The organism is Aquirufa novilacunae, assembly GCF_045310505.1.
GTDB classification, from domain to species: domain Bacteria; phylum Bacteroidota; class Bacteroidia; order Cytophagales; family Spirosomataceae; genus Aquirufa; species Aquirufa novilacunae.
The window spans coordinates 472,930-494,790 of sequence record NZ_JBEWZG010000002.1 but is presented as its reverse complement, the minus strand read 5'-3'; the positions used below and the strand labels follow the sequence as shown (position 1 = coordinate 494,790).

15 protein-coding genes are annotated in these 21,861 nt (G+C 41.0%); 7 read left to right on the top strand and 8 right to left on the bottom strand.

Annotation, left to right across the window (positions count from 1 at the left end; translation table 11 throughout):
- Positions 1-2: 2 nt before the first annotated feature.
- From V7S74_RS07405 to V7S74_RS07390, 4 genes are all read right to left on the bottom strand, one after another.
- Positions 3-2,429, bottom strand: coding sequence for a beta-propeller fold lactonase family protein (locus tag V7S74_RS07405; protein ID WP_406778141.1), 2,427 nt, complete (start codon positions 2,427-2,429; stop codon positions 3-5).
- Between the two features lie 77 nt (positions 2,430-2,506).
- The gene (locus V7S74_RS07400) at positions 2,507-3,757 is read right to left on the bottom strand and encodes a metallophosphoesterase (RefSeq protein ID WP_406778140.1); all 1,251 of its coding nucleotides are present in this window, start codon (positions 3,755-3,757) and stop codon (positions 2,507-2,509) included.
- Positions 3,758-3,826: 69 nt separating this feature from the next.
- The gene (locus V7S74_RS07395; protein WP_406778139.1) at positions 3,827-5,503 is read right to left on the bottom strand and encodes a RagB/SusD family nutrient uptake outer membrane protein; all 1,677 of its coding nucleotides are present in this window, start codon (positions 5,501-5,503) and stop codon (positions 3,827-3,829) included.
- Positions 5,504-5,521: 18 nt separating this feature from the next.
- Positions 5,522-8,476: a SusC/RagA family TonB-linked outer membrane protein gene (locus tag V7S74_RS07390; protein ID WP_406778138.1), complete on the bottom strand. Its 2,955-nt coding sequence runs from the start codon at positions 8,474-8,476 to the stop codon at positions 5,522-5,524.
- A 445-nt stretch (positions 8,477-8,921) separates the two neighbouring features.
- Here V7S74_RS07390 and fbaA point away from each other — a divergent pair, with 445 nt between their 5' ends.
- From fbaA to V7S74_RS07355, 7 genes are all read left to right on the top strand, one after another.
- Complete coding sequence (gene fbaA / locus V7S74_RS07385) at positions 8,922-10,004, top strand: class II fructose-bisphosphate aldolase (protein ID WP_406778137.1); 1,083 nt, start codon at positions 8,922-8,924, stop codon at positions 10,002-10,004.
- A 192-nt stretch (positions 10,005-10,196) separates the two neighbouring features.
- Positions 10,197-10,916 carry a pirin family protein gene (locus V7S74_RS07380; RefSeq protein WP_406778136.1) on the top strand — a complete coding sequence of 240 codons (720 nt, stop codon included), beginning with the start codon at positions 10,197-10,199 and terminating at the stop codon, positions 10,914-10,916.
- 78 nt (positions 10,917-10,994) lie between these two features.
- Positions 10,995-11,813, top strand: coding sequence for a UDP-2,3-diacylglucosamine diphosphatase (locus V7S74_RS07375; protein ID WP_406778135.1), 819 nt, complete (start codon positions 10,995-10,997; stop codon positions 11,811-11,813).
- A gap of 1 nt (position 11,814) precedes the next feature.
- Positions 11,815-12,984, top strand: a complete 1,170-nt coding sequence (locus V7S74_RS07370; RefSeq protein ID WP_406778134.1) for a glycosyltransferase family protein — start codon at positions 11,815-11,817, stop codon at positions 12,982-12,984.
- Between the two features lie 141 nt (positions 12,985-13,125).
- Positions 13,126-14,046, top strand: coding sequence for a metallophosphoesterase family protein (locus tag V7S74_RS07365; protein ID WP_406778133.1), 921 nt, complete (start codon positions 13,126-13,128; stop codon positions 14,044-14,046).
- Positions 14,039-14,416: a DMT family transporter gene (locus tag V7S74_RS07360; protein WP_406778132.1), complete on the top strand. Its 378-nt coding sequence runs from the start codon at positions 14,039-14,041 to the stop codon at positions 14,414-14,416. Before V7S74_RS07365 ends, V7S74_RS07360 begins: the two co-directional genes overlap by 8 nt.
- 104 nt (positions 14,417-14,520) lie before the next feature.
- A complete protein-coding gene (locus V7S74_RS07355) occupies positions 14,521-14,922 on the top strand; it encodes a hypothetical protein (protein WP_406778131.1) in 402 nt (133 codons plus the stop codon).
- Positions 14,923-14,981: 59 nt separating this feature from the next.
- Here the strand turns inward: V7S74_RS07355 and V7S74_RS07350 are convergent, their stop codons facing one another.
- From V7S74_RS07350 to V7S74_RS07335, 4 genes are all read right to left on the bottom strand, one after another.
- Positions 14,982-15,800, bottom strand: a complete 819-nt coding sequence (locus V7S74_RS07350) for a tyrosine-protein phosphatase (protein ID WP_406778130.1) — start codon at positions 15,798-15,800, stop codon at positions 14,982-14,984.
- A gap of 9 nt (positions 15,801-15,809) precedes the next feature.
- Entirely contained in the window at positions 15,810-18,665 is a 2,856-nt protein-coding gene (locus tag V7S74_RS07345) for a TonB-dependent receptor (RefSeq protein WP_406778129.1), read from the bottom strand.
- 15 nt (positions 18,666-18,680) lie between these two features.
- Positions 18,681-20,183, bottom strand: a complete 1,503-nt coding sequence (locus V7S74_RS07340; protein WP_406778128.1) for a choice-of-anchor I family protein — start codon at positions 20,181-20,183, stop codon at positions 18,681-18,683.
- A 62-nt stretch (positions 20,184-20,245) separates the two neighbouring features.
- Positions 20,246-21,832, bottom strand: a complete 1,587-nt coding sequence (locus V7S74_RS07335) for a SusD/RagB family nutrient-binding outer membrane lipoprotein (protein WP_406778127.1) — start codon at positions 21,830-21,832, stop codon at positions 20,246-20,248.
- Positions 21,833-21,861 lie beyond the last annotated feature (29 nt).

The window sequence follows — 21,861 nt, the reverse complement described above, 5'->3', positions numbered from 1 at the left end:
TTTTAATCTTCTTCTGTCGTAGCTAAAATAGCCGCTCTACGCGGTGCAGGCATGATGGAATCCTCACCTTTCACGGCCTTCCAAATCACTTCACTGAATTCTAAATCAGGCACCGAATCTTCCTTTTTAAAATCAAATTTAGCACTTTTCTGTGCACTCGGTGTATCTCTTACATTCAGCTCGAACAAGTTTGTGCGGGGTAATTCGTGAGTAAATGGCGTCAGGTTCGGCGTCGAAGTAAAGCTACGGAACATCGGTGTAGCCGCCGCATCGTATTGACTCATCGGAGGCAAGCCTAAGATTAATTCAATGGTGCGTAACATCGACGAAGTTGAATAAGGCGTGTGATCCACAAATCCACGCTTCACAAATCCACCCGCTACATAAGCGGTTGTGCGGTGAGCGTCTACGTGGTCTGGGCCGTTTTGGGCATCATCTTCTACAATAAATACCGCTGTTTCTTTCCAAATAGGGGACTTCGATAAGTGTTCAATAAATAAACCAATCGCGTAGTCGTTATCTGCCACGTAGGCAAATGGGGTCTTTTTGCCCAAACGCTGACCTTCTGTGTGGTCATTTGGGAATTGCATCGAATTAAATCGAGGCACTTGATTTAACGCAAGCAGGCGATCAAAGTCTCTTTTCCAAGCGTGGAAACGAGTCGTATCCATCACGTCTTGATCAAATGAAGCATAATCTGGGCAAAAATGATCAGCAATGGCTGGAATATTAGGTTTGAAATCCGTGGCAAATTCCCCGTAGGTGCGGTAAGAAATCCCTGCTCTTTTCGCATAATCCCAAATAAATCCATTCTTCGGATTCGCAATAGCGCGGTTACCCTCTCCATCATAATTTCCGCCACGTCCACCGTACGAGGTAGGCCAGGTTTTCTCTAAATAATCCGTTGCATGTGCAGATGTAGACCAGTTATGACCATCTGAACTCACCTCACCGTCCACATAGAAATTATCTAATAAAACGAAGTCCTTCACCAACTTGTGTTGATTAGGCGTATACTTTTCGCCAAACAACAATAAGGTCGTATCTCCATTTCCTCCCGCCACATCGGATAATACTTGATCATACGTGCGGTTTTCTTTCAGAATATAGTAGACATATTTAATAGGGGATGCATCTCCCACTTTCATTGGAATCGGATTTCCCTTCTCCCCTGCCGCATGTATTTCGCTTTCCTTCGTATAAGGCGTATTCTTATAAACCGCCTCTGATAATATGGCTAATTCCTTTGTCGTAGGTTCTTTGAAAACGGACATCGTCCCTTTCATTAAACCTCCAATATATTGACTCGGTGCCGCTATCGTATTATCTGATTTTTGGTAGGTAACGGTTTGTTTTTTCGCAATCGGATTAGGCCCTTTCGGATTAGCGAAAGAAGAAAAACCCTTACCGTTAGCCACGAATAATTTACCTTTTACGATCTTCAATGCCGTTGGGTACCAACCTACTGGAATGAATCCAAGTGATTTTGATTGCCCTGGCTTTTCTACTTCGAATACCGCTAAACAATTGTTATCTGCATTTGCAACGTATAATCTTTCCTCGTTTGCTGATAAGGCCAAACCATTCGTCGAACTACCCTCTAACGCATCTGGAACTAGTGCTGCATTTAAAACCTCCATTTCTTTACCTGCGTGCAAATCAACCACTGAAACGGAATTGTCATTTCCATTCGCCACAAACATTACCTGCCCATTTTTCGTGATTAGCATTTCGTTCGGGTGATCGCCTACAGCGATGGGCTTTGCAAACGTTTTGGTTTTGATTTCAAACGGTAAAACTTGACGCGCTCCCCAAACCGATACATACAAAATCTCTTTCTTTTTATCCAAAAGACAAGTGAATGCCTCAGCAGGCAAAGCATGAACAGATCGCACCGCCTTTTTAGCAGCATCCACCACGTAAAGCGAATTATTCTCCTTCGTTACCACATATAACATTCCGGTCGCATCGTCATATTCAATACCCGCTGGTGAAATAGTTGCCTTTAATTCTGTCGTTAATGCAATTTTCTCTTGCTCCACTAATTTCCCTGATAGAATATGGAATACCCGAATACAATTGTCATTGCCACCTGAAACAAATACGGTTTTATTATCTGCCGCTACTTTCAGACCATACCAAGATTTAGGTAACTTTTGAAAGTCTAGCACCTGATTGGTAGCCGCATCGATTAGTTGAAGGCTTTGGACGCTTTGGCCATTATTCGTCACTAAAAGATATTTTTGATCCGGGGAAACGACCACATTTAACGGTAAATCTCCCAAAGCAATAGAAGTACCATATGGAGATAATTTCCAACCATTAGGAAGCGTCACGCGCTTCGATTGAAGATCGGACTTTAAATCTTTCTGCGCGAAGGCACCTAACGAAAGGCCTAAAAAAAGGAGGGTTAGGGAAGTGAATTTCATATCTATTTATTTGCAGGAAAATTACAGTAAAGACCTGAATTGCTTATCCCGAGCAAGTCAAATTTAACAATTTGATATTATCGTTTTTCGATGATAAACTGATCCCTGATCAGGCCATCGGCTGCCAGCCATTTTGCCTCTAGCTTCGTATTAGTTACATCTATAATCATCGATCCACCTACTTCCGTATTTGTGTAGACTGCCGATTTTAGCGGAAATCCAGGTTCCCTTCCTCCTAACTTGCCCCCCGAACCATTCACGATGTAAATCACACCTTGCCCATTTTTACCCACTATGTAGTGATTAGGCGATTTCTCCGTAGCGACTACCTGCTTAGAAGCGTCAAACGTATCATTTATCCCAAAATGCCCACGCAAGGGTAACGTTCTTTCATACACATGGCTATGCCCGGCTAAAACGATATCTACTTTGTATTTCTCGAAAACTGGATTCACCTTTTCGCGCATATTTTTCATATCCAATTCTGTATCCGAATCATGCGAGCCTTTCGAATAAGGGGGCTTATGAAAATAGACGATCGTAAATGGGAGACGATTAGCGGCTAGGTCTTTGGCTAACCAATCATACTGATCCCCTTTCCCGTCCATCACTTGATTTCCAGCTGCATCCCGCAATTCCGTGTCTAACGAAATAAGATGTAACGAGCCATAATCCACCGAATAATAGGATTCAGAATGAGACGGAACACCGCCCGACTGCCCTTCCATTGGAAGCGTAAAAATAGTAAAATACGGCGGCTTCGTGGGATCATGTTTCCCTGCATAATCGTGATTTCCGGGTGCTGGATAAAGCGCTAGATTTGGGAAAAAATCTTTGCCATAGACATCAAAAACGTATTTTTGGTACTCCTCTTCTTTACCAGTATTGTAAGCATTATCCCCTAACCAAATCCACGCATCAATAGGTTGCTTTGCCGTATAATTTTTAACGGCGTTTAGTACGGCTTTTTGATTAGGTGTATCATATCCAAAGTCCCCTAAAGCCCATACACGCACTGAATTAGGGTCTCCCGCTTTCGGCTTCGTATGAAATTTACCCCCTTTCCCCTCTGAAATGGAATAGCTGTAGGTTTTATTCGTTTTAAGTCCCCCTACTTTCAGCACATGGTCAATCACTTGATTCGTATCCAATGCAACTTGATTCAAGGAATTCTCCCCGAAAAGGATACGACTAGCCATGGGCGTTGCTGTACGCCATTGAATAATGACCGATTCTGAAGTCATCGATTGCAAATAGGGGCCACGAACAATTGAATCGGTTTGGCCAAAGGCAGAAAGTGAGAGTAAAAGTAGCAGTAGTTTCTTCATGGATGTAAATTAAAAAAACGCCCAGAAACCTGAGCGTTTTTAAGAAAACCAAATGATTAAATTAAACGATTAGTATCCTGCATTTTGTTTCAGATATCCAGGTAAATTGGATGCTCCATCAATAGCCGTTTGAGGAATTGGGAAAACACGTTTTGTTTTGTCTGTATTCGTTTTCTCTGTCCATTTATCCTCGTATTTATTAAAGCGAATTAAATCAGTACGGCGCTGTAGTTCCCAATAGAATTCGAATCCACGCTCACGCAATAACAGGTCTAAATTAATCGTCGTTAAAGCCGATGCTGCTGAATTAGCCGTACGCGCTAAACGCACTTTATTTACATCTAATAAGGCGCCTGCCGCGTCGTTCGATTTACGCAATTTTGCTTCCGCACGCATTAAATACATATCAGCTAAACGAACGATCATGATGTCCGCTTCGCCAAAATTACGACCAGACGAAGATTTATCCGAGAACTCATATTTCTCCACGCGGAAACCTGCGCTATAATCACTTCCTGTTGTTGTATAATCTACCTGCTCTACGTGAATAACAGATGGATTCCCTTTTCCACGGCTATTCATCAACTTACCTACCTTTAATGATTTACCATCTGCACATTTCACAAAAGCACCTGATGCGTAGATCAAACCATATTGCTGGCCACGTAAAATACCACGATCAATCTTGTATTTCGTAGGATCTACACATTGATCATCTGCTTTTACCACATTTTGCTTGTAAAAACGAGGGTCAGCGTCTGCAGGATCGACTGAACCATAGGCAGAAACCCATGATTGATAGAAGGTAGGCGTAATAGCTGGACCATCCGTACCGTTTGCTGCTGGATAAGCAGGTAATGGACGTTGATCATTTGCTAAAGAGAAATAAGATAAACGGTTGTGCCCATTTAATTCAGCACGCTGATCCACTGCAAAAATCAACTCCTTGTTCGTATGGTTTACGTTGCTAAAGATATCCCAGTAATCAGTAGATAAAGCATATTGGCCGGAGTTAATTACTTTATCTGTGTATTCAATTACCTTATCCATATCTTCCGACTTGAAAGTAGGGGTTCCATAAGGATCACGCCATGCTGCTGCATTTAAGTGTAGACGAGCCAATAATGCCCATACGCCTCCCTTCGTTAAACGTCCAGGTCCAGCAGAAGTCGTTAATTGAGGTTCAACTGCTAATAACTCATTCTTGATATAAGTAATGGCAGTTTCTCCGCGCATGATGGTTGTTACATCGCCTAAATCTTCTTTTGAGAAGGCCACTCCATACAAATCTAACATCATCATGTTGTAAAAAGCTCGCATTCCGCGCGCCTCAGCAATGTATAAATTTGCATTTGCATCCTTATTTGATTTCAAGGAATTAATAGCCGTCACTGAACGTGAAATACCGGCTAAAATCGCGTTCCATGTATTTCTGACATTCGGATCTGTCGAAGTTGTTTCGTGCTTGTGCAAGGATAAATAAATACCATTATCACCCCAATCCGTACCTCCACGGTAAGGCAAGATGGCCTCATCCGTAGAAATTTCCTGCAATGCGAACAAAGTCGTGTGCTGGAAAATGGTAGGTAAAACGGCATATACTGGTGCAATCATACCGTCTGCTGCTTGCTTGTCTGTTAAGCCAGCTGCATTGTACTCGTCTAGAATTTTTTCATTTAAATCGGAGCAACCTACTAAGGCTGACATCCCCGCCAATACGATGGCTATATTTCTTAACTTTTTCATTTCTTTTTGCTATTCAAATTAGAATGTAAGATTTAAACCAACAATGACAGACTTCGCTTTCGGGTAACTTAGGTAATCGATACCGTAAGAAAGAACCCCATTAATCGAGTTGTCTTTATTTACTTCAGGATCATATCCATCATACTTTGTTTGAACCCAAAGATTTTGTCCAGTCACGGATAAACGTGCATTTGAAATAAACTTACTAATACCTAATTTCTTGGTGTCAAACTGGTAACCTAAGGTTACGTTATTTAATCGCAAGAAGGCTGCGTCTTTCAAATAACGGGTGGAGATAGGAGCCGCATTATTAATGGACTCTTTTGCATCTGCATAAGCTGCTGGAACCACGTTCGTATTTTTCGCGATTTTCAATTTATAAAACGCTGCGTTAGCCGTGTTATCGTAAATTTTATTTCCCGCTACTCCATTAAATTGCAAACCTACATCAAAGCCTTTGTAGGCTACATTTCCAAACATATTGTATTGTGTAGTAGGCAAAGCTGTTCCTGCTGCAATACGATCTTTGTCTGTTATAATTCCATCGCCATCTTGATCCTTGTAAATGCTCATTCCCTTGTCATCGAATCCAATGAATTCTTTTAAGAAGAAGGTTCCGATCGGCTGACCATTAATGTAGCCATTAATCGTAGCTGATGTCAAACCTGAACCCGAAGCAGAACCAGAAGGGATGACCGAATAAGGAGAACCTTTCACCTCATTTTGGATCAAGGTTAAGTTACCACCTACATTAAATTTAACCCCTGATTTTGTAGTGAATTTGTAGTCTAAATCTACTTCAACACCCTTGTTCAAGATTTCCATGTTTTTCACATTCGTCCAAACCGAACTTGCTGGTTGAACTGGATCTGCTGGAATAACCTCTAATAACATGTTCGTAGAGACCTTATTAAAGGCATCGATCGAACCAGAAAGGGCTCCATTTAAAAAAGCAAAATCAAGACCCAAGTTCATTTGAGTAGAAACCTCCCATTGAATATCCGGATTCGCCAAACGAGAATACGTAATACCAGCTGGGTAAGAAGTAGACGCGTCCATTGGATACGAAGTGGTTCCACTTACCACTGCCGTGAATAAAGGCTGCGTAATTTTTGGTGGGATTTCTTGGTTACCTGTTTGGCCCCATCCTCCACGTAATTTCAAATTGCTTACAGCTGATTTTTGTAGGAATGGCTCCTCCGAAATTCTCCATCCTAAAGAGAAAGAAGGGAAAATACCATAGCGATTATTAGCACCAAACTTCGATGAACCATCCGCACGAACCGTTGCCGTAGCCAAGTATTTGTCTTGGTATTGATAAGTAGCACGTGCGAAGAATGACTGCAATTCATTAATGAAAGCAGCACCTGCAGGCTTATTTGTCGCTAATGTTAATTCTTGACCAATTCCAGGATTGTAAATAGGTTCTGTAGGAACAATGGGGAATTTATTGATACTAAATGTGCGCCATTGGTATTGGATTTTTTGATACGAATGACCTAATAAAGCCGCCACTGTATGATCTCCTAATTCTAAATTATACGTCAAATAATTTTCAATCAAATTATTTAAGTTGCTCGTATTGTAGGTATCTAAACGACCATCAATTTTAGGGACACTACTCGCTAAAGTTTGAACATCCCGAACAGATGTTGAATTATCATATCCATAGTTCAAACGATAAACCAAACCTTTTGCTAGTTTTATCGAAGGTGAGACATTCGCAATAAAACGATTTGTCGTATTAATATCCTTGTATAATTGCAGGGTAGTCAATGGGTTAGATGAACTTACGAAAGTGGCTGGTGTCTTGCCATCGGCTAAATAAGCTGGTAAAGTCGGGTTATTTGAAATTGCCGTTCCTAATAAACTTTCGATTGCTGGGCGCTCATTTACCGTATTCGAGAAGTTTAAATTCGCATCTACATTCAAGCGATCATCCCAGAATTTTTGATTTACATTGATGCGACCAGTCATGCGATCTAGCTGGTTGTTTTTCAAAATACCTTGCTGCATTTGTGCTCCAAACGCCGCGTAATAAGTCAACTTATCAGCGCCACCACCTAAACTAAGGTTGTAGTTTTTTGTCAAAGCATCGCGTGTAATTTCTCTCTGCCAATCCGTATTCGAATTGAATTCTTCTAACACACCACTATTGGCTACTACTTGCTTGCGGAATTCTGCAGCTGATAAAACTGGTAGCGCGCGAGCAATAGAAGAGATACCTACACTTGTAGAAAGTTCTAATTTCGAAGCACCCGCTTTCCCTTTTTTAGTCGTCACTAAAATAACTCCGTTTGCTCCACGAGAACCATAAATCGCCGTAGCAGAAGCATCTTTTAATACATCAATGGTCTCAATGTCTTGAGGATTCAAAAAGTTTAATGGATTTCCTCCACCTGTTGTCGAATTATCTAGAGCTAAGCCATCAATCACAAATAACGGTGTTGATCCAGAGCGAATTCCACCAGGACCACGTACCGTAATTCCTTGAATACCTCCTGGTTCACCCGTCGCTGAAGTTACATTTACACCCGCCACTTTACCTTGTAATAATTGCTCGGGCGAGTTAATGATACCTTTATTAAATGACTCACTTGCAACAGATTTAACAGAACCCGTCACATCTGTTTTTTTCTGAGTTCCGTAACCTACTACGATTACTTGGTCTAAATCAGACGCCGTCATAGACAAAGAAAAATTAACTTCCGTTTGTTTTCCAACCGTGATAGACTTGGTGGTGTAACCGATAAATCTAACTTCCAAAACTGCATTTTCAGATGGAGCGCTGATTGAATACTTACCTGCCACGTCTACCGTAGTTCCTTTAGTAGAACCCTTAACAGATACAGTTGCTCCAGCTAAAGGCTCTTTAGTCGTGGCGTCAGTTACAATACCCGTAATAGTGATAGACGATTTATTTTGCCCAAAAACAGGAATTAATGGTCCTGAAATCAAGGATAGAACAGCCATACACATAATAACCCATTGTCTGGATTTACTCATGTATCTATGTCCTTGAAAGTGTTGAATTACATTCATAAGATTAGATTAGTTTAAATTAGTGACCAAAAATATAGCGTGTTAAAAGGATACAGGTTATATGATAATCAATGAGTTGTTAAATAATTTATTCTTTGAAAAGTGCAAATTGGTCGTCACTGCGTGACTTAGGCAAAGAGTCAATAAAAACAAAAGACAAGGCCGTAGGCGACTAAGCGACGCAGTCGCGACTAAGGCGAAGTCGACTAAGTCACGCAGTGACGACTAAACGATATAGTCGTGACTAAATCGCGCAGCGATGACTTCGCGCTTTTGCGCGTTCCCCCCTCGAAAAACGAATAATCTTTTGTATTTTTGGGCTTTAGTTGCTGAAAATCAGGCAGTTTTTATTTATTTCCCAAGAAAAAAAAGCATTATGTCAAGTTTATCCAATCAAACAGGAGTGTTGCACGGAGATGCGGTTCAAGAGTTATTTGAGATCGCAAAGAAAAATCAATTCGCTTTACCGGCTGTAAACGTTACCGGTACAGATACTGTAAATGCAGTATTAGAAGCAGCGAAAGCCGTGAATTCTCCAGTAATCATTCAATTCTCTAACGGTGGTGGTATTTTCTACGCTGGAAAGTCTCTTTCTAACGAGAATCAAGCTGCAGCCATCGCAGGTTCGATTTCAGGTGCTTACCACGTTCACCAAATGGCGAAAGCTTACGGTGTTCAAGTAGTATTACACACGGACCACTGTGCGAAAAAATTATTGCCTTGGATCGACGGTTTATTAGATGCTGGCGAGAAGTTCTTCGCTGAAACGGGACAACCTTTGTTCTCTTCGCACATGATTGACTTGTCTGAGGAGCCTTTGGAAGAAAACTTAGAAATCTGCGCAAAATATTTAGAGCGTATGTCTAAAATGGGCATGACTTTAGAAATCGAATTAGGTGTTACAGGTGGTGAAGAAGATGGTGTGGATAACTCAGATGTAGATTCTTCTAAATTATATACACAACCGGAAGAGGTGGCTTATGCTTATGAAGTATTGTCCAAAATCTCCCACCGTTTCACGATCGCTGCGGCATTCGGTAACGTACACGGTGTTTACAAGCCGGGTAATGTGAAATTACAACCCATCATTTTGAAGAACTCACAAGAATTCATCAAAGAGAAATATAGCTTAACTGCTGAGAAACCAATCAACTTCGTATTCCACGGTGGTTCTGGTTCATCTCGTGAGGAAATCCGTGAGGCATTATCTTATGGTGCGATCAAAATGAACATCGATACAGATACGCAATGGGCATTCTGGGAAGGCGTTTTAGACTTCTACAAGAAGAACGAAGCGTATTTACAAGGCCAAATCGGTAACCCAACAGGTGACGATTCTCCGAACAAGAAATATTATGACCCACGTGTTTGGTTACGTAAGGGCGAAGAGACTTTGGTAGCTCGTTTAAAAACAGCTTTCGAAGACTTGAACGCGACAAACGCGAATCAGTATCTATAGTCACTAGTCGCTAGTCACTAGTCGAGAGTCAAATGAGCTGGAACTTTGTTCTGGCTCTTTTGGTTTTAGAAGATTAGAGATAATAGAGTATAGAGAAGAGTTAAAAAATCTCGAACTTTGCATCCGAAAATTATAGACTAGCGACTAGCGACTAGCGACTAGCGACTAGCGACTAGCGATTGACAACTGAATATGAAAACCGAACTACACCCTGCCTCCTCCCGCGGAACAGCCGATCACGGCTGGTTGAAGACCGCCTTTAGTTTTAGCTTTGCTGGCTATTATAATCCGGCGAGAATTCATTTTGGTGCGTTGCGCGTGTTGAATGATGACTACATAGCGGCTGGGATGGGTTTTGGCAAACATCCACATGATAATATGGAGATTGTGACCATTCCGATGAAAGGTGCGGTGGCGCATGAGGATTCGATGGGAACGAATGGGATTATTAATGCAGGGGACGTGCAGGTTATGTCTGCGGGGTCTGGGATTTATCACTCAGAATTTAATGCGAGCCAGACGGAGGCTTTGGAGCTTTTCCAAATTTGGGTAATGCCTAAATTGAAAAATATCACGCCGCGTTATGATCAGCGTAGCTATAATGCAGCTGATTTTAAGGGGCAATGGAAGACGGTGGTTTCGCCACTGGGAACGGACATCGATTCACTTCAAGTAAATCAGGATACTTATTTTAATCTAACGGAATTAAACGCGGGCGAAAGTCTGAGCTATGCGCTACACGGGGCACAGCAAGGGGCTTTTGTGTTTGTGATTGAGGGTGGTATCGAAGTGGCTGGCGAAAAGCTAGGTAGACGCGATGCGATCGGTATTTCACAAACAGAAAGCATTGAGGTGCAGGCAGCGACAGCGGACACGAAGGTGTTGTTGATCGAGGTTCCGATGGTCTGGTAGATTTAACTTTAGCGTAACATTTGCTTAATCAGGAGTTAAAAGTGGTGGTCTATTTTTGGTAAACCAAATAGGTAACCAATGGGCCATCCTTCTCAACCCACCTACAAAACGATCGTTATATCTGACTTGCATTTAGGTAGCAAGGGAGCTAAAGCAGCCGAGGTAAACGAATTTTTACGTGCACATTCGTGCCACCAACTCATCTTAAACGGCGATATCATCGACGGCTGGCAGCTTAAAAAGGGCGGTAGCTGGAAGAAGAAGCACACGGCATTTTTCCGTTGCGTCTTAAAGATGATGGATAAGTGGGATACGGAGGTGATTTATTTGCGCGGGAATCATGATGATTTCCTAGAGCAAGTACTTCCCTTGAAGATTGGAAAGCAGTTTTCGATTCGCCAGGATTATATGTTGAAGAGTTTTGGCAAGAAATACTTCATTACACACGGCGATATTTTCGATAGTATTACGAGCCAAATGAAATGGCTAGCCTATTTAGGCGATATCGGCTACACATTCTTGTTGTGGCTGAATAAATGGTATAATCAATACCGCAGCTGGCAAGGAAAGCCTTACTATTCTTTATCGCAGGTCATTAAGCAAAAAGTGAAGGCGGCGGTGAATTTCATCTCGGATTTTGAGGAGAAATTAGCGGAATTAGCGAAGGCCAAAGGCGCGGATGGCATCATCTGTGGCCATATCCACAAAGCAGAGATCAAGATGATCGACGGAATTGCCTACATGAATTCAGGAGACTGGGTGGAATCATTGACAGCTTTAGTGGAAACACATCAAGGGGAATGGCAAATCATTGAATTCCCTCACTACAACTTAAAAGCAGAATTAAACGAAATTTTAGGCGAGGCTGTGACAGTCGAAGCAGAAGAAGAACTATAAGATGGGAAAATTCATATTTACCGTACAAGGTGAAGGTCGAGGTCATTTAACGCAAGCGATCTCTTTTACTCAAATCGCGCGCGAGGCAGGACATGAAGTGATTGGTTACGCTGTGGGATCATTCCAAGGCCGTAAGATTCCTTCGTTTTTCTTAGATTTCATCGGAGATACCCCTATTTTACAATACGAAAGTCCATCCATTATTTTTGGCAATGGAAAATCAGTGCAGCTATTTAAAACGGCGGCACAGGCGTTCACGAATTTCAAGACTTTTTGGAATAGCGCCACACAACTTGAAGAATTCATTGAAGAGTTACAACCAGATGGAATTGTGAACTTTTATGAGTCAATTACCGGGCTTTACAAGTTGAAATCGGGTTCAAAGATCCCGACGATGTCTGTGGGTCACCAATACTTACTATTAAATAAGAACTTCGAGAGTATCGCAGAGAAGAAGATTGATCGTATTCTATTGAATATGAACACGTTGATTACCTCTATTGGTTCTAAGAAATTACTAGGCTTATCTTTCCGTCCGATCGAAAATGACGAGAAGATCGAAGTTGTCCCCCCATTATTGCGTCAACAGGTTAAGAATATTGTTCCAAAAGCAGGGGAGCGTTGGTTAGCCTATCTAACGCACTTCCGTTTATCGGAGGATATCATGAACTGGTCTAACGCGAATCCGGAGGTAAAATTGGATTGTTTTTGGGATAATCCAGCCCGCAAAGAGACGTATCACTATTCAGACTCCTTGACTTTTCATCCGATTGATGCAGAGAATTATTTGGCCAAAATGACGGAATGCGCTGGCCTCATTTCCACCGCTGGTTTTGAGTCAGTGGCTGAAGCGATGTATTTAGGAAAGCCTGCCATGATGGTTCCGGTGCCTAACCACATCGAGCAGATGATCAACGCGCATGATGGAGCCTTGTCCGGTGCTGGAATTGGTGCAACTACATTTGACCTAGGTATCTTCAAAAAATACTTACCTACACACGTTTCTGTGAAAGACCAATACCAAGAGTGGGTAGCACAATCACAGCGTTTAATGGCGGGCCATTTACGTGATTTGATTGCTCAACCAGTCTATGTGGCAAACTTCGAAAAGAATCAAGGAACGGGTTTGTCTGGCATGTTAGGACGCAGAAGATTCCGTTGGTCTAGATAAAAACGAAAATGATCATATATAAAAAGGCGAATCGTTAGGTTCGCCTTTTTTATTGACAATCTCTTAACAAAAACATGATAATTTAAACATCTAATTCGGGAGAAAAAAGAGGAATTTTGGTAAACAGTTGATGTGTTATAAATGAACAGAAGATCCCTTCTTCAAACACTAGGCTTAGGTCTAGGTGCTCTCAGCTTACCGCTCGTAGGTAATGCAAAAACCCCCTCCTCTCCTGACAAACCTTTTCGAATTGCACACATTACAGACGTGCATATGATGCCTTTAATTGGGGCTGCAAAAGGCTTTTCTAGATGTTTGGACCATATTCAATCCCTTCCTGATAAACCCGATTTAATTATCAATAGTGGCGACGCCATTATGGATGCGCACAGAGGTGGCAGATCAGTAGCGGAAAAACAGTGGCGCTTATGGAGTGAAGTGGTTGAAAAAGAACTCTCGATTCCGATTGTGCAGTCACTAGGCAACCACGATATTTGGGTGAAAAATGAAAGCCCAGAGAGTATCCTGGACGGGAAAAAATTTGCTTTAGATAAAATTCAAGAGTCCGATTTCTATTATTCGAAAAATCTTGGGGCCTGGCATTTAATCAGCTTGGATAGTATCAGCCCGAATCATGAGGGCAAATGGTATACGGGAAAAATTGATGAAGCCCAAATGCACTGGCTGAAGAATGAGTTAAATTCAATCCCTTCTTTCAAACCCGTATTAATCGTAAGCCATATTCCGATTCTAGCTGCTTGTATCTTCTTCGATGGTAATCGTTTTGAAAATAACCAGTGGAATGTGCCAGGACGCTGGATGCATGAAGATGCACATGAATTGAAAAATTTGTTCCTTAAGCATCCAAACGTTAAATTAGCTATTTCGGGACATATTCACCTCTTAGATAAAGTAGAATACAACGGTGTCACCTATTGTTGTAATGGTGCTGTAAGTGGAGCATGGTGGGCTGGAAATTACCAGCAAACAAAACCCGGATATGCGATCATCGATCTTTATGCCGATGGCCGCTTCACGAACCAGTATACCCCTTATGCTTAAACCTTGGATTTATTTATTAATGGCCTCAGGATTAGAGGCTGCCTGGACTTTTTCTTTGCGTAAGCTAGATTTAGGTGCTCTAAAGAATGCCATTGTTGAAAATCCATTACTTAGTTCTGCCGTAGGGGTACAATTTGGCTATTTACTTCTTTATTTAGGCCTAGGGGGATCTAATATCTATTTCCTCTCCTTATCCATGAAGACTATCCCCATGACCATTGCGATAGCTACCTGGACCTCCGTTTCCCTGATTTTGATCAAAATGTGCGATATTTTTATCTTAAAAAATCCAACAAACCTGTCCGAATTCTTCTTCCTTACCCTCATTATTACCGGGATTGTAGGGCTGAAATTCAGCGCACCGGCTTAATTTCCAATGTTAAATTTTTCAATGTTATGTAAATGTTAACATAGATTAATTTTATTTAACAATTTCTTTACATAGTTTTGATCATCACATTAAATAAAACCTGTATGAGTGAGGACAACAAAAAACTAATTGACCAAGTAGCACAAGCTATTTTGCCTAAATTGAACGGACTTTCAGAGAAAAATGCGAAGAAAGTACTTAACGAAACGACAAAATCTGTTTCTTCAATCGTAAAAAAATATAGCAAGTTAATCGCAGAACAAGAGAAAGAGGCTGCTAAAGCGAAAGAGAAAGCGGCAAAAGCTGCAGCTAAGAAAGCAGAGAAAGACGCAAAAAAAAAGTCAAAGGAGAGCAAAAAAGTAGCAAAAGCTAAATTACTTGCTTCCTTAATCGCTAAAGAAAAACCAGCTGCACCAGCTGCAGCAAAAAAATCAACAGCAGCGAAAGCTCCCGCTGCAAAGGCGCCGGCAAAACCGAAAGCCCGTGCTCCTAGAACAAAGAAATAAATTGAGATAACATAAAAAAAGGGGAGACATTGTCTCCCCTTTTTTTTACTCCTTCATCGCTAAATTTTTTCTGTAAACAGCTTCTTTAATTTGCTTATTTCAGGCTTACCTACGCCTAATTCAACTTCTAAATATTTTTCAATTGAACCGTATTTCTTTTCAATAGTATGGAACGTTACTTGTAGGTAGCTCTCTTTCACTCCCATCAAATCCAACACCATTTCCTCCGTAAAACCCATTGATTTTAGTCGAGGAATCATTTTACGATTCTCATCTTGGCGGTAATAATTAGACGCTAAAAAATCAGCTATTACCTGGTCTCTAGAAACTCCTAAGACTGTGAGCAATAATGCTGCCCCCATGCCTGTGCGATCCTTTCCAGCAGTACAATGAAATAACACGTTTGTGCCTTCCTCTGCCTTTACTAGTTCTGCGAAAAACGGCTTGTAGCGAAAAGCTAACGAATCGTTTAGTCCATAAAATGAACGCATCATTGAATCTGTATCAGCAGCGGTTTTTAATTTTAAAAAGACCGAATTCGGATTTACCTGACCACTTCCTGCTGGCAGATTTACGTATTTTGCTCCTACAGGCAATTTATCAGGTGCCTGCTTGATTTCGACAGGACCTCTAAAATCAACAACAACTTTAATTTTACGGTCGACTAATTGAGTTAAATCCTCTGGCGTCAGTTTTGACAAATCTGCGGAACGATAAACTCTCCCCCACTTAACTCGCCCTCCGTCAGCCGTTTTGTAACCACCCAAGTCCCTAAAATTTTGGGCACCCGTTAAAAATACCTTACGCTGCAAACTATCGACTACCTGCGCTTGTAGTGAGAGCGAAAAAAATAAAAATACGACTAGTGTTCTAAGCATCCTCTTAAATTAAAAAAGTTCCCAACGTATACCAGCTTGTCCTCTGCTAGAGTACCATTCTACCATCGTAACACGACGTTCGTCACCCAAATATGTTTTTAATGGCTCGTTGTTCAAGTTATTTAGCTCGACAAAGGCTTTAATTCGCTTACTCACTTGAACACTTGCAGAAGCATCTAGCGTGAAGTTTTTACCCGTATAGGTATAAAAATCTTTCCCTAAAGACTGATTAATAGTTTCTAATGAGGCTCCACGGAAGTTGCCCGCTAAACGTATCATAACACCATTCTTTTCATAGAATAAGATGGCATTATATAGGTGCTTAGACTGATTCGGCAATTCTGTTACATCATAACGGCTCGTGCCTATCACGGGCACTTTTGCTTCGCTTTGGATGTACGTATAATTTGCTTCTACACCTAAGCCACTTAAAAATCCAGGTAAGAAGTTTAATCGTTTGTTCACACCCACTTCAAAACCAAAAAGGTTGCCATCTGAAATGTTGGTCGCTTGCGTTAATACATAATTTGTACCTGAAATAGTTTCAATACTACGATTAGAGAAAACAATATCTTGTAGTTTTTTGTAGAACAAACCGCCAGATACAATTCCTAAATTATCGAAGTAATGCTCATACATTAAATCAAAATTTTGAGATTTTGTAGGCTTCAAGGCTGTATTTCCTCGTGAAATCGTCGGGATTGATTGCGTCATATCAATATTTTCTCCTGGATTTAAATCCGAAAAATTAGCTCTTGAGAACGTGCTTGTGTAAGCAAAACGCAAATTTGATTTCTCGTTCAAAGCCATCTTAGCGTGGAACATAGGCAAGAGATTCGTGTATTGATTTTCTTGCTTGATGGGAGTCACGGTGTTTGTTGTAGTGGTTCCTACTTTCGTGGCAGATAATTTATTTCCATCCAAGCTTAAGAAAGTTGTTTCGCTTCTTAAACCTCCTACTAGGGTGATATTTTCCGCTACTTTATACTCGCCCATTACGTAAGCCGACGCTACGGATTCTGTCGCTTTGTACTTTAAAGTGGCATTAGAAGCAGGCGACACATCGCGCATTCCATTAGCTGTCAATGCAGCGGAGCTATATAAATCAAATAAAGCTTGAGGCGTTAAAGGCTTCATAATCATATTAGAGTAATCTAATTCCAACTCATTGAAATACCCTGCACCTATCGGAAATTCCTCTCTTGTTAAAGAAGATAAGGGTACTAAGGCTGGAGAACCTGGAATACCCAATGCAGCATTAGGAACCCAAACCGCCGTTGTGCCAAAGGAGGCATCACGAGATTTAGAACGAAATTTAAGACCAGCCTTTAATTTCAATTTTTCGGAGGTCTCATGAGAGAAATTTACTTGAAGATTTTTATCTGCTTCCTCCGTATTTAAACCATAAATAACTAACTGTTGCAAAGTCAATTTTGAAGGATCCATCACCTCTGCTGCATTACCTAACATAGGGTCAAACAACATAGGATCTTGACCAATACCATCTGGGGAATCGAAATTCCAATATTTTTTTCCATTAGAAGAGAGACCAATGAATCCTCCATTAATTCTTTGACGGAATGTGGCAATCGGTAAGCCCTTTGTTCCGTTTGTAGAAGGGGTTTCTAGAAAGAACTTTGTATGGTAATCGGATGCTAACCAGTCTACTTTTAACTTATCGCCGAAGTAGTGTTCTCCACCTACCTCAAATCCATTTAACGCTGTTTGGTAATGAGAATAACGATAGTTGTATTGGTATCTTTTATTCGTATAGTCAACATACGATTCATGTACTGGACGAATATCATCGAATTTATCCCAAAGTCCACGTGAGAATATCTTGTGATTATTATTGAATTTATATTCGATTCCAAAAGTCAATCCGGAGGTTTGGCGCTTACCCATGTAACGCTTAAACATGATGCTATTAATCGAAGTTCGATCTAAAGCAATGGCAGATCCCGTATTGTAAGAAACGTCATAGGAGTCTGTTCCCCAATTACGATCCCAAAATGCTCCCGTAAGAATTATCCCTAGCTTTCCTCCAAAAAAACGATCACCATACGTTAATGAACCATTTGTTGTACCGTTCTGAGAGAAGGCGTTATAGCCTCCAGCTGCACTTACATTAAAAACTCGTTTGGTAGGAGCCGTCTTAGTAACAAAATTGATGGAGCCACCGATGGCATCAGCCTCCATATCCGGAGTTAAGGCTTTCGAAACCTCTACTCGTTGAATCATTTCTGAGGGAACCGCATCTAAAATAGAGGCACGCGTACCATATACAGAGGCTGAAGGCAAACGGCTACCATTGAATAAAGTAGAAGTCCACGAAAAAGGGGTTCCACGAACCGTAGCTTGATCCGCTTCTCCATGGTATCTCGCAACAGCAACTCCTTGAATACGTTGAATGGCCTCTGCTGCATTACGATCTGGTAATTTACCGATGGCATCAGCCACAACTACATCCATTATTGCCAAGGCATTTTTCTTAATGCTATAAGCCTTTGATTGTGAACCGGCTACGAAACCGGTAACAATCACTTCTCCTAACGTACTATTCGCAGGTTTTAAAAGAATATTTCCCAAAGAAACTCCGGATGCCGGAACACTAATAGTCGTATCTAAATCTGCATAACCGATAAACGAAAAATGCAAAGTAAGCTGACTAGCCTTCGCTGCATTTAATCGAAAATCACCTTGTTCAGAGGAAATGGCCGCTTGGTTCGACCCTTTAATTCGTACGGTAGCACCTGGTAAAGCCCCGTCTTTCGCGACAATTTTACCTTGAATAACTTGCGCTTGAATGGTTTGAAAGCTTAGTAATCCAATGATTGCTAAAACTAAAGTTTGTAAGTTTTTCATGTGTTTAATCACTAATTATTGAATGGGAGAAAATGCTTTCACCACTCCATCATTCTCAGAAGAAACTACGAGTAGAGGTAAGCCATTTGGACTTTTTTCAGCCGGAATAAAGATGATTCCCTCAGGAGCATCACCCGTCTTCAAAGTCATTTTATACAAGGGAAGAGTCGGTATAGTGATGTCGTAAATCATGACAGCATCCGTACGCTCACATCCCACGAAAGCATACATGCGTGAGCCTATCTTACCTACCGCAATTCCTTCCGGTTCAGAGCCTTTGTCATCTGATCTTGCATCGTCATAAAGTCCTGCAAGAATGGAGCGATGATCAATTTCATTATCTGTGTCGAAAACTTGCTTTCCGGTTAAACCATTCCATACACTCATGGATCTTCCGCCTAAGGAGTATAACTCATCAAAATCTCCGTCACCGTCTGTATCACCTAACGTCGTTGTGATATTTAAGCGCCCTAAAGCAGGTTCTAATTTTAATGCATCACCCGTAACGAAATTATTGTAATCTAATTTGATATCCTTTACGCGTTTGATTTCTGCAAAAGCAGCATACTCTCTTGCATCCCCTTCATTCGCGGTAAACAAATAAGGAATGCCCTCTTTTTCATACACAGCGATGGCATCCGGCATATAAATTCCCTTGATTTTTGCGTAAGAAGAGAATAATACCTTCGAATCCTTATCACTAAAATCGAATGCATTATTTATGGTACTATAGTCTTTGAATCCGAGTGGGAAAACATCGGTAATATTTTGTGTGTTAAGATCGACTTTAGCAATCGCGTTATTTTCTTGTAAAGTCACCCAAGCAGTTTTAGAATCTGCTGAAATCGTGATATATTCTGGCTCCACATCTTTTGTTAGCGTTGCCCCTTTACCAAAAACACGAAAACCTTTTGCCTTTAAAATGGCAGCATATGATTCGAATCCGGCAAAATTTAAGGTTTTTACCGCGTAACCCGCATTAATCGAAATAATTGAAATAGAGCCCTCTGGATCTACTGTATAATCGTCCGAAGGCTCTCCTTCGTTTGCTGTCAATATTATATTACCATCCGGAGAGAAGGTAACCATATCCGGCAAAGCTCCTACAGTCACTTGTTTGATTTCAGATAAATCTGACGTATTAAAAATGACACATTTACCATTTGATTGCTTATTTGTTGCTTCAATAGCTGCCGCTAATTTTCCATTAGCCACCGCAACGCTATTCACAAAACCTCCATAAGGAGCCATGAGAATACTGGTAATTAATTTAGGGCTTGCTGGATTTGCGTAGTCTAACACATCAATTTTATTAACTGATGAATTATTTACGACGAATAGTTTTTTAGTGGATGGATCAAAAGCCGAAATTTCAGAAGCACCTAGGCCTCCAAGAGCAATCGAACTAATTTCTTTAAACTGATAAATTTGAGGATCACTTTGCACATCTAACATGCTTTCTTGCTTACACGCAAAAACAAGTCCTCCCAAGAAGATTATAGAAAGTAATTTTTTCATTTTTAGGCTGATTAAAAAAAGGGGGGACAATGTCCCCCACTTTTTAATTTATACTTCATCAATTATTTGTTCAACCACATGACATCGTTGATGTCATCTTTTCCAGCGTATTGGCTAGTGATCGCTGCTGTGTAGTTTGTCGCATTTGCCGTACGCTCAGTGGTTGGATAAATCCAACGTTGCGCGATACGATTCGAGTTTCCATTACCTACTCCTGAAGAGAATGCTGGGAAACCTGTTCTTCTCCAGTTGAAATATGCTTCCATACCTGAGTTCATGAAGAAGGCAGCGTATTTTTGAGAAACGATTTTCTGGATAGCATTCGTTGCATCATAAGCAACAGCTGACTGTGCATAATACGTATCGAAGTTAAAATTAACTAAATACTTCGTTTGGTCAGCCGCATCTCTTGTACCCGTTTTAGAATACGTGAATGTGTTCGCTCCTTCTACGATACCATAGAATGCATGAGAAGCTTTGATACCTTTCTTGTACCAATCCTCGGCAGAACCTGTAGCCCAACCACGTGCATATCCTTCAGCGATGTTGAAACATAATTCAGGATATCCCACGATGAATGTATTTTCACCTGTGTAGTTTTGGTAGTAACGAGAGCGACTTTGGAAAGAATAGATACCTGGCGCAAAACCCGCTCCATTTGAAAGACCTGCATTCTTTGCCATGTCATCAATAGCATCACCTGAACCAGCTCCACGGTATGCCGTGTAGTCGGATGGCAATTTACCTGCTTTCAAATCCGAACCAGCTGGCTCACAGGTTACCATAACGCGTGGATCTTGAATTGAAGTTAAGAAACCCACATAGGTAGACGCCATATTTTGACGTGTCGCGTCAAAACCAAAGTTATCTGGGTTAGATGGATACTTATTGAATGAGTTCCAAACAAATTGTAAAGACTCCGCGTTCGATCCTAAAAGAGGATACTTCGTCTGGTTACCTACCATTTCAGCAAACTTCGCTTTCACTCCTAATTCCGCATCCGTATCTTTTTTAGACAAGGTAATCAATACGCGTAAACGGTAGGCGTTCACTACTTTTTGCCATTTCTTCAAATCTCCACCGAAATAGAAATCTCCTGAAACTGTCTCACCTTTTGCAATCAAGGTAGTCATATCTGCATTTGCATCATCTAACCACTTCAAGATTTGAACGTAGATTACTTTCTGTGAATCGTACTTTGGGGCTGTGTTAGCAATTCCTTTTAACGCATCCGTCATGGGTAAATCACCCACACGCTTCGACATTTGATCGAAGAAATAAGCGCGGAAGAACTTGCCTAGGGCAGAATAACCATTCACATCAGCTAAACCTAATTTCTTCGCTTCTTCTTCCATTTTTACCACGTTTTTCAACGTTGTATATTGGTTGGGCATTTGGCCTAAATTATATTCATTATTTGCATAATAATTATAGTTAGAGCAATAGAACTGATTCCAACGCATCTCTGCTGAGAATGGGCGACCATTATCGTTCATCATATTGTATTCAATCGACTGCAGCACTAAAGAAGCAGGGACCTGTACCGCGCGGTTAGAGTCTTTCTCTAACTGATCGAAGGTTTTCTCGCAACTGCTTAAAGCAAGTAAGGAGAACCCTAACAATCCTAAAATGATATTTTTAACTTTCATTGTTTGTGACATTTATAGAAATGAAAATA

Bases quoted from the DNA above. Each gene is read 5' to 3' on its own strand.
- V7S74_RS07405 (WP_406778141.1), bottom strand. From the start codon at position 2,429: ATGAAATTCACTTCCCTAACCCTCCTTTTTTTAGGCCTTTCGTTAGGT.
- V7S74_RS07400 (WP_406778140.1), bottom strand. From the start codon at position 3,757: ATGAAGAAACTACTGCTACTTTTACTCTCACTTTCTGCCTTTGGCCAA.
- V7S74_RS07395 (WP_406778139.1), bottom strand. From the start codon at position 5,503: ATGAAAAAGTTAAGAAATATAGCCATCGTATTGGCGGGGATGTCAGCC.
- V7S74_RS07390 (WP_406778138.1), bottom strand. From the start codon at position 8,476: ATGGCTGTTCTATCCTTGATTTCAGGACCATTAATTCCTGTTTTTGGG.
- fbaA (WP_406778137.1), top strand. From the start codon at position 8,922: ATGTCAAGTTTATCCAATCAAACAGGAGTGTTGCACGGAGATGCGGTT.
- V7S74_RS07380 (WP_406778136.1), top strand. From the start codon at position 10,197: ATGAAAACCGAACTACACCCTGCCTCCTCCCGCGGAACAGCCGATCAC.
- V7S74_RS07375 (WP_406778135.1), top strand. From the start codon at position 10,995: ATGGGCCATCCTTCTCAACCCACCTACAAAACGATCGTTATATCTGAC.
- V7S74_RS07370 (WP_406778134.1), top strand. From the start codon at position 11,815: ATGGGAAAATTCATATTTACCGTACAAGGTGAAGGTCGAGGTCATTTA.
- V7S74_RS07365 (WP_406778133.1), top strand. From the start codon at position 13,126: ATGAACAGAAGATCCCTTCTTCAAACACTAGGCTTAGGTCTAGGTGCT.
- V7S74_RS07360 (WP_406778132.1), top strand. From the start codon at position 14,039: ATGCTTAAACCTTGGATTTATTTATTAATGGCCTCAGGATTAGAGGCT.
- V7S74_RS07355 (WP_406778131.1), top strand. From the start codon at position 14,521: ATGAGTGAGGACAACAAAAAACTAATTGACCAAGTAGCACAAGCTATT.
- V7S74_RS07350 (WP_406778130.1), bottom strand. From the start codon at position 15,800: ATGCTTAGAACACTAGTCGTATTTTTATTTTTTTCGCTCTCACTACAA.
- V7S74_RS07345 (WP_406778129.1), bottom strand. From the start codon at position 18,665: ATGAAAAACTTACAAACTTTAGTTTTAGCAATCATTGGATTACTAAGC.
- V7S74_RS07340 (WP_406778128.1), bottom strand. From the start codon at position 20,183: ATGAAAAAATTACTTTCTATAATCTTCTTGGGAGGACTTGTTTTTGCG.
- V7S74_RS07335 (WP_406778127.1), bottom strand. From the start codon at position 21,832: ATGAAAGTTAAAAATATCATTTTAGGATTGTTAGGGTTCTCCTTACTT.